Annotated in this window: 12 protein-coding genes; 3 read left to right on the forward strand and 9 right to left on the reverse strand. The window is 64.7% G+C overall.

Annotated features, from left to right (window positions below; genetic code table 11):
• Nucleotides 1-45: 45 nt before the first annotated feature.
• Entirely contained in the window at nt 46-615 is a 570-nt protein-coding gene (locus I6F33_RS22405) for a L,D-transpeptidase (protein WP_036003068.1), read from the reverse strand.
• A gap of 203 nt (nt 616-818) precedes the next feature.
• On the opposite strand from I6F33_RS22405, the gene I6F33_RS22410 reads away from it, so the two are divergent.
• Both I6F33_RS22410 and I6F33_RS22415 read left to right on the forward strand, forming a co-directional pair.
• Nucleotides 819-1,505: a response regulator transcription factor gene (locus I6F33_RS22410; protein ID WP_008142830.1), complete on the forward strand. Its 687-nt coding sequence runs from the start codon at nt 819-821 to the stop codon at nt 1,503-1,505.
• 58 nt (nt 1,506-1,563) lie between these two features.
• Nucleotides 1,564-2,007: a Crp/Fnr family transcriptional regulator gene (locus tag I6F33_RS22415; RefSeq protein WP_025033074.1), complete on the forward strand. Its 444-nt coding sequence runs from the start codon at nt 1,564-1,566 to the stop codon at nt 2,005-2,007.
• A gap of 148 nt (nt 2,008-2,155) precedes the next feature.
• Here the strand turns inward: I6F33_RS22415 and I6F33_RS22420 are convergent, their stop codons facing one another.
• The 8 genes from I6F33_RS22420 to I6F33_RS22455 form a co-directional block, all read right to left on the reverse strand.
• Nucleotides 2,156-2,971 carry an exodeoxyribonuclease III gene (locus I6F33_RS22420; RefSeq protein ID WP_036003067.1) on the reverse strand — a complete coding sequence of 272 codons (816 nt, stop codon included), beginning with the start codon at nt 2,969-2,971 and terminating at the stop codon, nt 2,156-2,158.
• 160 nt (nt 2,972-3,131) lie between these two features.
• Nucleotides 3,132-3,890 (reverse strand): outer membrane lipoprotein carrier protein LolA, encoded by a 759-nt coding sequence (locus I6F33_RS22425; RefSeq protein ID WP_036003066.1) that lies wholly within the window; start codon nt 3,888-3,890, stop codon nt 3,132-3,134.
• 152 nt (nt 3,891-4,042) lie between these two features.
• Nucleotides 4,043-6,523: a DNA translocase FtsK gene (locus tag I6F33_RS22430; protein WP_225144173.1), complete on the reverse strand. Its 2,481-nt coding sequence runs from the start codon at nt 6,521-6,523 to the stop codon at nt 4,043-4,045.
• Between the two features lie 9 nt (nt 6,524-6,532).
• The gene (locus tag I6F33_RS22435) at nt 6,533-7,747 is read right to left on the reverse strand and encodes an aminotransferase class I/II-fold pyridoxal phosphate-dependent enzyme (RefSeq protein WP_225144174.1); all 1,215 of its coding nucleotides are present in this window, start codon (nt 7,745-7,747) and stop codon (nt 6,533-6,535) included.
• 325 nt (nt 7,748-8,072) lie between these two features.
• Nucleotides 8,073-9,521, reverse strand: a complete 1,449-nt coding sequence (locus I6F33_RS22440; protein WP_036003055.1) for an ammonium transporter — start codon at nt 9,519-9,521, stop codon at nt 8,073-8,075.
• Between the two features lie 37 nt (nt 9,522-9,558).
• Nucleotides 9,559-9,897, reverse strand: coding sequence for a P-II family nitrogen regulator (locus I6F33_RS22445; RefSeq protein ID WP_008142813.1), 339 nt, complete (start codon nt 9,895-9,897; stop codon nt 9,559-9,561).
• Between the two features lie 309 nt (nt 9,898-10,206).
• The gene (locus I6F33_RS22450; RefSeq protein WP_225144175.1) at nt 10,207-11,508 is read right to left on the reverse strand and encodes an ammonium transporter; all 1,302 of its coding nucleotides are present in this window, start codon (nt 11,506-11,508) and stop codon (nt 10,207-10,209) included.
• A 75-nt stretch (nt 11,509-11,583) separates the two neighbouring features.
• A complete protein-coding gene (locus tag I6F33_RS22455; protein ID WP_008142802.1) occupies nt 11,584-11,922 on the reverse strand; it encodes a P-II family nitrogen regulator in 339 nt (112 codons plus the stop codon).
• Nucleotides 11,923-12,182: 260 nt separating this feature from the next.
• Here I6F33_RS22455 and I6F33_RS22460 point away from each other — a divergent pair, with 260 nt between their 5' ends.
• Entirely contained in the window at nt 12,183-13,061 is an 879-nt protein-coding gene (locus tag I6F33_RS22460; RefSeq protein ID WP_225127957.1) for a DUF4339 domain-containing protein, read from the forward strand.
• The last annotated feature ends 3 nt before the right edge of the window (nt 13,062-13,064 follow it).

Here is a 13,064-nt window from a genome sequence, read left to right on the forward strand (position 1 = left end):
TGTCAATATTGTCGCAAGGGCTCCTCGCAATGACGGCGGTGTGCCTCACCCGATGATGATCTTTGTGCGCGGGCCCAGGCGCCGCAGCAATTGCAGCATGGCGGATTTCGTCATGGAGACGCAGCCGGCGGTCGGGCCGAAATTGTCGCGGGCAAGGTGCAGGAACACCGCGCTGCCGCGGCCGGCGATGCGGGGCCGCGTGTTGTGGTCGATCTCGATGATGAAGTCGTAGAGATGGTCGGCGCGCCGGAGCCGGTCGCCGCCCTGCCCCTCGCCGAGCCGGATGCTCTGGTTGTAGCGGCGGTCCCGCGGATCCTCGCACCAGGCGTCCACGCCGGTGATCATCCGGGCCGGCAGGAACGTCCGGGGACGGCTGTGCCGGTCGCCCCGCCACCACAATTGCCTGGGCCGGAAGCTGCCTCTGGGGGTGCCGCCATCACCCTCGCGCTTGTTGGCGAGAATGCCGCCTCGCCCCAGCGCAACCGGAATGGTCAGCGCTCCCGCCGTCAGCCAGCCTCGGCGCGGATTGCCGGCAGCAGGCTTAACGCGGATCGCCGAGAGCGGCCCGGGGCCTCGATTCCTGATGTAACCGACTGAAGCTGCTTTGTTTTTCATGTGAACGTGCAATGTCGAATTCATTACAGGACATTCATCAAAACGTCCTGCTATTCTGAGTTAGAGTGCTTCTGGCTTGTGAATCGGTAACAGCCCACTACTTCAACACGAACAACAATAATCACGGCGACCTTAAACTTCCCCTCGCGGCTGGGTGCGGCATGGATGTGCCGCCGAGCCGGACCCCAAAAGGATGACCCCCCATGGCCAATGCCCGCAAGATCCTGATCGTGGATGACGATACCGATCTGCGCGACACGTTGGTGGAGCAATTATCGCTACACGAAGAATTCGAAGCCTCTGCGGTCGATACCGGCGCCAAGGGCGCCAGCGCCGCGAAGGCCAATTCCCCCGATCTGGTTCTGATGGATGTCGGCCTGCCCGACACCGACGGCCGCGAGGTTGTCCGCTCGCTGCGGAAGGGCGGCTTCAAGGCCCCGATCATCATGCTGACCGGGCACGACACCGATTCCGACACGATCCTGGGCCTGGAATCCGGCGCCAACGACTATGTGGCAAAGCCCTTCCGTTTCGCGGTGCTGCTGGCGCGCATCCGCGCCCAGCTCCGTCAGCATGAAGCCAGCGAGGACGCGGTGTTCTCGGTCGGACCCTACTCCTTCCGTCCCGGCTCGAAGATGCTCACCGCGGCCAATGCCCGCAAGGTCCGCCTCACCGAGAAGGAAACCGCGATTCTCCGCTTCCTCTACCGGGCCGGCCAGATGCCGGTGTCGCGCGAGACCCTGCTCCAGGAGGTCTGGGGCTACAATTCCGGCGTCACCACGCACACGCTGGAAACCCACATCTACCGCCTCCGCCAGAAGATCGAGAAGGACGCCGCCAACCCGGAGATCCTGGTGACGGAAGCCGGTGGCTACAAGCTGGTGCCGTGATACGCTTCGATGGCGTGCGAATCGTTTTAGATCGCACGCCTTCGAGCCTCGGACCTGAATGTCAATCGACGATGATGTAGCGCTTCTCGAGCGTGTCCCGACACTGCGCCTGTTGGGAGACGCCTCGTTGCGCATGCTGGCGATCGGCTCGGAGCAGCGTGATTTCGTCCGCGGCGACGTGCTGTTCAATCTCGGCGACGACGCCGACGCCGGCTTCGTGGTCCAGCGCGGCGCCTTCCGGGTTGAAGACGGCGCCGGCGCCGAAATGATCGCCGGTCCCGGCGCGTTGATCGGCGAGCTCGCGCTGGTGGTGCCGATGAAGCGGCCGTCGAGCGCGGTCGCGCTGGAGCATTCCTCCGTCATCCGCGTCGCCCGCAGCCTGTTCCAGCGCGTGCTCGAAAGCGATCCCGCTGCGGCGGTGCGCCTGCGCGACGAGTTCGCGGTGCGCTCCAGCCAGATCGCCAGCGATATTTTGATGGCGGGTGCGAAGCTGACGTCGTAGCTCTCTCCACTCGTCATTCCGGGGCGCGACGAAGTCGCGAACTATGGTGCGCAATTGCGCACCTGAGAATTCATTGAGCGGCAGAGTCAGTTGATGAATGGATTCCGGGCTCGCGCCAAGTGGCGCGCCCCGGAATGACGAGGGCGGCTCACACCTCCAGCGTCACCGTCACAGGCACGTGGTCCGATGGCCGCTCCCAGCTGCGCGCATCGCGCAGAATCCTGAAATCGCTGACTGCATCCTTCAGCGCGCGCGAGACCCAGATGTGGTCGAGCCTGCGGCCGCGATCGCCGATGGTCCAGTCGGCGGAGCGGTAGCTCCACCACGTATAGACCTTCTCCGACATCGGGATGCGCTCGCGCGCGACGTCGACCCATTCGCCGGCCGCGAGCGCCGCCTTCAGCTTCTCCGTTTCGACAGGCGTGTGCGAGACCACTTTCAGCAGCTGCTTGTGCGACCACACGTCGTTCTCGTGCGGGGCGACGTTGAGATCGCCGACCAGGATGTGGCGGTCCTCACCGCGCGGATGCAGCGGCTCGCACGCTTTCATCTCGTCGAGGAAGCGGAGCTTGTGGTCGAATTTCTCGTTCAGCGCGGGATCGGGAATGTCGCCGCCCGCGGGCACGTAGAAATTATGCAGCACCAGTGGTTTTGCGATGCCCGCCTTTTCACCGAACGACACCGAGATGTGGCGCGAATCCACCTTGTCGCAGAAGGTGCGGATGTCCTTCGATTCGAACGGGATCTTCGAGATGATGGCGACGCCGTGATAGCCCTTCTGACCGTTCAGCGCGACGTGCTCGTAGCCGAGCCGCTTGAAGCGCTTCAGCGGAAAAGCATCGTCGATGCACTTGGTCTCCTGCAGGCACAGCACTTCTGGCCGCGCGCTCTTGAGAAATTTCGCGACCAGGTCGATGCGTAGCCGCACCGAATTGATGTTCCAGGTTGTCAGGGAAAGACGCATAGGAAATGCGTCTTAGCATGGATTGGCGTGGGGAAAATGCTTGTCCACAGCGAGCTCTCGTAGGGTGGGCAAAGCGAAGCGTGCCCACCGTGATGGCCGTGAGGAGAGGTGGTGGGCACGGCGCAAGAGCGCCTTTGCCCACCCTACGGCAGCGGAGCGCTTAACCCCGCGACGGCGTGTTGTAATTGGTGAAATCGATCTTGAACATGTTGGGGTCGAGCTTCTTGCTCGAGTCCAGATTGTACACCGCAATCGTCGTGTCGTAGCCCTGCGGATCGGTGACGGTCCACTGCTTGAGCTGGCCGTCCTTGGCGCCGAACATCAGCAGCAAGCGGCTGGTGCCGACCAGGGCCTGCTTCTCCTCGATGGTGACGCTGACGAAGACGTCGTCGGCCGAGACGCCAACGACATTGGTGTCCCTCATCAGGTCGATGCGGTCGGACAATAGAAAGCGCAGCGGCGTCTGCGACAGCGGGTAGACGTCCTGGGTCGCGAGCTTGCGGTCGCGCACCACGAGCGAGGATCCGTCGGCGACGATGTCGATCGGGCTCGGCGCATCATATTCGAAGCGTACCTTGCCGGGTTTCTGGATGTAGAAGTCGCCCTGCGTCTTGCTGCCGTCGGGACCGACCTGGACGAAATTCCCGACCAACGTCTGCAGCGACGACAGATAGGCGCTGACCTTGGCCGCCTGCGCTTTCTGGTTGGCGTCGAAGGTCTGGAAGATGCTGCTCGGAACGTTGCGCCGCGGATCCGGGATCACCGGATTGGGCGGCGCCTGCGTCGCGCCGGTGACGGCCGGCCCACCGGCGGTCGCGCCGCCGTCACGCCCCTTCGGCGCGGGCTTCGGCACCGGCACGGTCTGCGCGAAAGACGCAGCGGTCACCATCGCGGCGGTGACGAGAAGCACGCCGGCCATGCGCGCGCTTCGCGCGGCGATCGTGGCAGCGAATCGAATGTCCGGATGTCTGATCAACGCGTCGTCCTGTGTGGCTGGGCGCCCTTTTACCGTGATTTCGGGCAAAAGCAGATATCGAATTTGCGTGAAATGTTGCTCAGAGGCTCCTCGCCTCACATATGGCTGTCTTCTTCCTCGACCAGAATCTCGCGCTTGCCGGCATGGTTGGCGGGACCGACGATGCCTTCCAGTTCCATGCGCTCCATCAGCGATGCGGCGCGGTTGTAGCCGATTTGCAGACGGCGCTGGATGTAGCTGGTCGAGGCCTTGCGATCGCGTTTGACGATCGCAACCGCCTGCTGGAAGAGATCGCCGCCGCCATCGCCGCCCATGCCGGTGGCGTCGAACACGGCACCGTCCTCGTCCTCGGTCGGCTCTTCGGCGGTGACGGCTTCGAGATATTCCGGCTGTCCCTGCGTCTTGAGGTGACGCACCACCTTCTCGACTTCCTCGTCGGAGGCGAACGGTCCGTGCACGCGGCTGATGCGGCCGCCGCCCGCCATGTAGAGCATGTCGCCCTGGCCGAGCAGCTGCTCGGCGCCCATCTCGCCGAGAATGGTGCGGCTGTCGATCTTGGAGGTGACCTGGAAGGCGATACGGGTCGGGAAGTTCGCCTTGATGGTGCCGGTGATGACGTCGACCGACGGACGCTGCGTCGCCAGGATCACGTGCAGGCCGGCGGCGCGCGCCATCTGCGCCAGACGCTGCACCGCGCCTTCGATGTCCTTGCCGGCGACCATCATCAGGTCGGCCATTTCGTCGACGATGATGACGATGTAGGGCAGCGGATCGAGCGAGAGCTTCTCTTCCTCGTAGATCGCCTTGCCGGTCTCCTTGTCGAAGCCGGTATGCACCGTGCGCGTCGGCTCCTCGCCCTTGGCCTTCAATTCGAGCAGGCGCGTGTTGTAACCGTCGATGTTGCGCACACCGAGCTTGGCCATGTTCTTGTAGCGCTCTTCCATCTCGCGCACGGCCCATTTCAGCGCGACCACCGCCTTCTTGGGGTCGGTCACAACAGGCGTGAGCAGATGGGGAATGCCGTCATAGACGGAGAGCTCGAGCATCTTCGGATCGACCATGATCAGGCGGCACTGGTCCGGCCGCAGCCGGTAGACCAGGCTGAGGATCATGGTGTTGATCGCGACCGACTTGCCCGAGCCGGTGGTACCGGCGATCAGCATGTGCGGGGTGCGCGCGAGGTCGATGATGACGGGGTCGCCGCCGATGGTCTTGCCGAGGCAGAGCGGCAGCTTCGCCACCGTGTCGGTCGCCTCCTTCGCCACCAGCAATTCGCGCAAATAGACTTTCTCGCGATGCGCGTTCGGCAGCTCGATGCCGATCGCGTTGCGGCCGGGCACGACGGCGACGCGTGCCGACAGCGCGCTCATCGAGCGGGCGATGTCGTCGGCAAGGCCGATCACGCGCGAGGACTTGATGCCGGGCGCCGGCTCCAGCTCGTACAGCGTAACGACCGGACCGGGATTGGCCTTCACGATCTCGCCGCGCACGCCGAAATCCTGCAGCACGCCTTCGAGCGAACGGGAATTGTTCTCCAGCTCGGCCTTGCTGAGCGGCTGGCGATCGCCGGCCTTTGGTGCGGCCAGCATGGAGACGGACGGGAGGTCGAACTTGTCGGAGGATTTCTTGGAAGCGGGCTTCGGCGCGGCTTTTTTCTTCGGGGCGCGCGCGGCGGGCTCCTCCTCTTCCTCCTCCTCGTCCTCCAATTCGTCTTCGTGCTCGTCCTCGTAGCCCTCGTCTTGAGACTGCGGCGAGATCGACGGCGCCGAGCGGCCGCCGCCGAGATTCGGCTCCTGCCGGCTGAACTGGGCGGCCTTGGTCTTCGGTCCGCTCGAGACCAGCGAGCGGTAGGCCGCACCACACAGCCAGATCAGCCGCGCCTTGGCGCTCATCAATGCATGGAACAGCCAGCCCAGCGAGACCGAACCCCGATCGCTCTCCTCGTCTTCGTCGAGCGGCTTGTCGTCATCGGCGACCTCAGCGATCTCGTCGTCTTGCTCGCGCGCGCCGAGGCCGCAGGCGATCAGGAAGGTCGCTGTCATCGCGGCGAACAGGATCGTGCCCAGCACGATGCGATAGATCGTACCGGCCGGCCCGAAGATCACCGCGGGCGCGCGCACCAGCGCATCGCCGACCACACCGCCGAGGCCGGTCGGCAGCGGCCAGGCCCCGCCATGCTGAAAGCAACTGACGAAGCCTGCCGCGATCACCGTGCAGAGAATCCAGGAGCCGAGCCGCAGCGCCTCGCGGTCGAACGGCCGATGCGTCATCATACGCCAGCCCCAGACCGCAACGGTCAGGACCAGCATGATCGCGCCGAGCCCCAGGATCTGCATGGCGAGATCGGCGCCGATCGCGCCGGCATAGCCGAGGATGTTGCGGATCGGCCGCGAGGTCGCGTGGCTGAGACTGGGATCCTGCACCGACCACGTCATCAGCGCCGCCGCGGCGATGCCCGCCAGCGCGATCAGGCCGAGGCCGGCGAGCTCGCGCATGCGCCGCGCCAGCCCCTCGCGGATCGAGGGCGGCAGATGGCCGACCAGAGGAATGACGCGTTCGATTGCCGACATGCTCACGGGCCCCGCCTAACCCAGAGTCTCGACCAGCCGGTGCAGCGCCTGCGCCGTGGCCTCGCCGTCCTGCACCAGTGCGAGGCGGATATAGCCTGCGCCGGGATTGAATCCGTCAGGCTGCTGTCGCGCCAGGAAGCTGCCGGGCACCACGCGCACGCCGGCTTCCTTGAACAGCTTGAGCGTCACCGACACGTCGTCGCCGATCTCGGAGGTGTTGAGCCAGACGCAGAAGCCGGCATCGGGGCGGCGATAGCCGTAACGATTGCCGATGATCTGGTCGGCGAGGTCGAACTTGATCCGGTACAGCCGCCGATTCTCCTCGACATGCGCCTCGTCGCCATAGGCGACCGTCGCGACATGCTGCAGCGGCACCGGCACCTGGGGCGCGGCGATGTTGCGCAGCTCGAGGAACATGCCGATGAACCTCTTGTCGCCGGCGGCAAAGCCGACGCGCAGGCCCGGCAGGTTGGAGCGCTTCGACAGTGACTGGAACGCGACCACGCGCGTGAAGTCGGGGCCGGCGCATTCCAGCGCGCTGCCGGGTGCCTCGCGGGTGTAGATCTCGGAATAACATTCGTCGCTGAGGATCACGAAGCCGTAGCGGTCGGCGAGCTGCTTCAAGCGCTTGAAGTAGCCGGGCCTCGCCACCGAGCCCTGCGGATTGGCGGGCGAAGCCAGGTAGAACGCCACCGTGCGCGCCAGGGTCGCTTCGTCGATCGCGTCGAGGTCGGGCAGGAAGCCGTTCTCGACCGTGGTCGGCAGATGGACCGGCTCGCAAGCGGCCGCAAGCGCGCCCGCGCCGTAGACCGGATAGAACGGGTTCGGCATCAGGATCGCGGGCTTGCCCGGACGCGGGCCGACATAGCGCGCGGCCGCGATCGCGGCGAGGAACAGCCCCTCGCGGCTGCCATTGAGGACGAGAATCTCGCTCTCGGGGTCGAGCGGCCGCGGCAGCTTGAAGCGCGTCGACAGCCAGGCCCCGGCGGCGTTGCGGAACGGATCGGTACCCTTGTTCGCGGGATAACGGCCGAAATCGGCGATGTGCTTGGCCAGCACCGGGCCGACGAAGTCGGGCACGGGATGCTGGGGCTCGCCGACCGCAAGCGAAATCAAGGGCTTGCCCGGCTGGTGCGGGGCCAGCAGCTCGTTCAGCCGGACGAAGGGCGAGCGTTCGGAATCGGAGCCATTACCGCCCTGCGGCGCACGGGATGAAGCGGTCAGAGCCATTCGTTGGGCGCCAGTACTCTTGGAACGGCCGGTCGCTACCATAGGCGCCGGCGGGAAGCGGTTCAGTTCACCATAGATAGGGCGAGGTTAAGACGCGATTAACCATCGGCCGCCGCCCGCGTCCAGAGCGGGAATAATGGGGCCGGAGATAGCGGCGTACATGGACGGTCCACCCTCCCCTGGAGGTGCCTGCAGGCGGAGCCATCAAAAGAAAGGGGCTCCAGCTTGCGCTGGAGCCCCTCAACGGTCAGGGCATTGCCGGGTATGTGCCCGAACCGTAGTTGTGGACGCGGTCCCCGAAGAGACCGCGCCCGGGAGGAGAGGGTCACATGTTGTAGGCGCGCTCGGTGTGCTCGGTGATGTCGAGGCCTTCACGCTCGCTCTCGACATTGGCGCGGAGGCCGACGATCACATCGACGACCTTGAAGAGGATCGCCGAGCCGACGCCCGACCACACCAGCGTGGTGCAGACGGCCTTGATCTGGGCGAGCATCTGCGTGGCGAAGTCGTAATCGGCGACCTTCGGCGGGATCGCCGAATAGTCGATGATGCCGGCGCCGCCGAGCGCGGGGTTGACCAGAATGCCGGTGCCGATGGCGCCGACGATGCCGCCGATGCAGTGCACGCCGAACACGTCGAGGGAGTCATCGTAGCCGAGCGCGTTCTTCACCACGGTGCAGAAGAACAGGCAGACCACGCCGACGACGAGGCCGAGGACGATCGCTCCCATGACGCCGGAGAAGCCGGCGGCGGGCGTGACGGCCACGAGGCCCGCGACGGCGCCTGAGATCACGCCGAGCACGGAGGGATGACCCTTGATGATCCACTCCGCGAACATCCACGACAGCGCGGCGGCTGCGGTGGCGACGAAGGAGTTGGTCATGGCGAGCGCAGCGCCGCCGCTGGCCTCGAGGTTGGAACCGGCATTGAAGCCGAACCAGCCGACCCAGAGCAGCGAGGCGCCGATCATCGACATGGTCAGCGAGTGCGGGGCCATCAGCTCCTTGCCGTAGCCGACGCGCTTGCCGATCAGGAGAGCGCCGACGAGGCCCGCGATACCGGCGTTGATGTGCACCACGGTGCCGCCCGCGAAGTCGATCGCGCCCATCTTGAAGATCCAGCCGGCATCGGCGTTGAGCTCGTCGAGCTTGGCCTGGGCCGCGGTCTTCGCCGCCGCGTCAGTAGCGGCAGCCAACGCTTTGGCCGCATCCTGGATCAGGTCCGGACCCTGCCAGTACCAGACCATGTGCGCGATCGGGAAATAGACCAGCGTCACCCAGAGCGGAACGAACAGCGCGATCGCCGCGAACTTCATGCGCTCGGCGAAGGCGCCGACGATGAGAGCGGGCGTGATCGCCGCGAAGGTCATCTGGAAGCAGACGTAAATCAGCTCCGAGATGTTGGCGTCGACCGAGAAGGTCGCGGCCTTCGTGTCGGTGGTGACGCCCATCATGAAGGCCTTGGAGAAGCCGCCAATGAAGTCGGAGCCGCCGGTGAAGGTGAGGCTGTAGCCGTATACGGCCCAGATCACGCAGACGACGCAGACGGTGTAGAACACCTGCATCAGGACCGAGAGCATGTTCTTGGAACGAACCAGACCGCCGTAGAACAGCGCGAGGCCGGGGATCGTCATCAACAGCACCAGCACTGTCGATGTCAGCATCCAGGCGTTGTCTCCCTTGTTGACCGTTGGCTCGGCGTAGGCTGCGGTCGCAGCGAACAGGCCGACTGCGAGAGCCGCCAGTCCCGCGCCATAGGGACGCTTGAACGTCATATTGTTTACTCCTGCTTGGATAAGGTTGAGCGCGAAATCAGAGGGCCGCGGCATCGGCCTCGCCGGTGCGGATACGCACCGCGTGGTCGAGGTTGATGACGAAGATCTTGCCGTCGCCGATCTGTCCGGTTTTCGCCGCGGACGTGATGGCATCGATGGTCTTGTCGACCTGGTCGGAGGCGACAGCGACCTCGATCTTGATCTTGGGCAGGAAGCTCACGGCATATTCGGCGCCGCGATAGATTTCCGTATGGCCCTTCTGGCGGCCATACCCCTTGACTTCCGTCACCGTGAGACCGTGAACGCCGATGGCGGTCAGGGCGTCACGGACTTCTTCAAGCTTGAATGGCTTGATGATCGCCATAACAATTTTCATGGGTCCTATCCCCGCTTGGGCCCGGTCCGGACGTGGCCGGGCGTTCTCGACTGGTTCGCCACGAGGGAGAAGTTTCACTACGCGGGCACAGCCGGACCCCTAGAATCAAATGCCGTGCCAGATCAGGCGGATTGCCTAACGGACTATGAAGACGGGGGTTTTCGCCTTTGGCGGGTGTTGCGATGCAGTGCGCTATTACGTCGCGCTCAAAACGTGGTCACACCTGCTGAAAATAAGGGCAAGACAGGCTCCCGACACAATGTTGCTCACGTGTCGGGCAACGAGGCGGTATTTACGTAGCGTCGGCGCCTATTGCAGGGCTTCACCGTGCTGCGAAATATCCAGACCCTCCAGCTCGTGCTCACGGGATACGCGCAAGGGCACGAACAGGCCGACCAGCTTGAGCAGGATGAAGCTGACGCCCGCCGACCAGACGAAGGTCACGGCGACCCCATAGAACTGGAGCAGGAGCTGCTGCGGATTGCCCTCCAGCAGGCCGGCGGTGCCGCCGATGGCGCTGGTGGCGAACACGCCGCCGAGCAGGGTGCCGGTCAGGCCGCCGATGCCGTGGACGCCGAAGACGTCGAGCGAATCGTCGTAGTCGAAGCGGTGCTTCAGCCAGGTACAGGCCCAGTAGCAGAGCGCACCGGCAATGATGCCGATGACGATGCCGTGCCATGGCGCGACGAAGCCCGAGGCCGGCGTGATGGTGCCGAGACCTGCGACCGCGCCGGAGATCATGCCGAGCACCGAGGGCTTGCGCCGCGTCGCCCATTCGATCGCGCCCCAGGTCAGCGCGCCCGCGCAGGCGGCCAGATGGGTCGCGATGATCGCCATCACCGCGCGTGAGTTCGCTCCGAGCGCCGAGCCGCCGTTGAAGCCGAACCAGCCGACCCACAACAGGCCGGTGCCCATCACTGCGAGCGACAGATCGAACGGCGAGAGATTCTCGGTACCGTAGCCGTGACGGCGTCCCATCACCTTGGCTGCAACGAGGCCGCCGGTGCCGGCCGACAGATGCACGACGAGACCGCCGGCGAAATCGAGCACGCCCACGCTGGCGAGGAAGCCGCCGCCCCACACCCAATGCGCCAGCGGAATGTAGACGAAGATGAACCAGGCGACCGAGAACAGGAGATAGGCGGAGAACCGCATGCGGTCGGCGACCGAGCCCGCGACCAGCGCCACCGTGATGACGGCAAACGTCATCTGGTACAGCATGAAAAGCGATTCCGGGATCGTCTTCGCCGCGGGGTTGACGCTGTCCATGGTCATGCCGGCGAGAAACCAGCGATCGAGCGTGCCGATCCAGGGGCCGTCGCCGACGAAGCACAGCGAATAGCCGAACGCCACCCAGAGGATTGAGATCAGCATCACCGCGGCCAGGCTCTGCGCCATGGTGGCGAGCACGTTCTTCTTGCGCACCATGCCGGAGTAGAACAGCGCAAGCCCCGGGATCGTCATCATCAGCACCAGCGCTGTCGCGACGATCATCCAGGCGGTGTCGGCGGTGCTGATCTCGTTTGCCGCCGCGTGCGCCGGCGCAGCAACGAGCGACGCAAATCCGATCGGCGCAGCCATGGCGGCTGCGCGGCGCAAATATCCCGCCATGTCGTTTCCCCCAGCACAGTCGTTACGTCGCACGCTGTGGCGTCGTTGCCCGGTGCGATCGAAGAATAATTTGTGTTAAAGCGCGTCGCTGTCGGTCTCGCCGGTGCGGATGCGCAGCGCGTGGTCGATCGGCGTGACGAAGATCTTGCCGTCGCCGATCTGGCCGGTGCGCGCCGTCGCGGTGATCACGGCGACCGCCTTGTCGGCGACGTCGGAAGCGACCGCGATCTCGATGCGCAGCTTCGGCAGGAAGTTCACGACATATTCGGCGCCGCGATAGATCTCGGTGTGGCCCTTCTGCCGGCCATAGCCTTTCACCTCGGTCACGGTCATGCCGTGCACGCCGATCGCCGTCAGGGCCTGGCGGACCTCATCGAGCTTGAAGGGTTTGATGATCGCGACGACGAGTTTCATGGTCAGGCCTATTCCCCGGGATGCGCCGCGCCGTATGTCCCCGGCGCTGCGTCAATCTGGCATCTTTCCGGGCAAATGGCACAAAAAAGTTGCAGATTGAAGCGGAAAAACGTTTGGCCAACGGCGATCATGTGAACGGCCGCCTCTGTACAGGGCAGCTGTTCATCATTCACAATGCATTTTTGGCATGGATGCGGTGAACCCAGGCGTGAACCGAAGCGTCCCGGCCGGTACATACGTAAGTTCGAGGGGGACGTTCCATGGCGAGTTGGTTTTACGCATCCGAGGGCAAGCAGCAGGGGCCCTTTCCGGAAGGGCAATTCCGCGACCTCGTTGCGCAGGGCGTCGTGCGTCCGGACACCCTGGTCTGGACCGAGGGCATGGCCGGCTGGCAGAAGGCCGCCGAAATTCCCGGCCTGATCGGCGGCGGTGCGCCGCCGATGGTCCCGACGGGCGGAGGTGGCTATGGCGGCGCTGCCGGCTATGCAAGCGGTGGATCGCTCTCGGTCGATTTCAGCATCCTCGAATTCACCTGGCGCAGCATCGTCCTGCTGATCGGAATGATCTTCGTCATCCCGGCGCCTTGGGCCTTCGTCTGGTACACCAGATGGATCGTCTCCTGCGTGAAGGTCCCTGGGCGGCCGAACCTCAGCTTCACCGGCAATGCGATGACATTGGTGCCGTGGTATTTCGGCTTCATCGTTCTCGCCATCGCGCTCGGCTTCGTCGGCAGCGAGATATTGAGCAATCTGCTGTTCATCGTGCAGATCGTGCTCTACTGGCTCCTGATCAAATGGATGGTCGCGAACCTCGCCTCCAACGAGCAGCCGCTGGGCCTCAGCTTCACCGGTTCGGTCTGGGCCTATATCGGCTGGAATCTGCTGTTCGCGATTTCCATCATCACCATCATCGGCTGGGCCTGGGTGGCCGCGGCTCAGATGCGCTGGTTCTGCCGCAACGTCGAGGGCACCCGGCGCGAGATCGTCTTCAAGGGCAGCGGCCTCGATATCCTCTGGCGCGGCATCGTGGCCGCCATCCTGATGTGCTTCATCATCCCGATCCCGTGGGTGTACCGCTGGATCATGAACTGGTTCGCCTCGCAGACCGAGCTCGCGCCGCGCGGCTCGCTCGGGGCATGATCT

The sequence above is a fragment of the Bradyrhizobium sp. BRP20 genome (assembly GCF_020194215.1).
Lineage (GTDB): Bacteria > Pseudomonadota > Alphaproteobacteria > Rhizobiales > Xanthobacteraceae > Bradyrhizobium > Bradyrhizobium yuanmingense.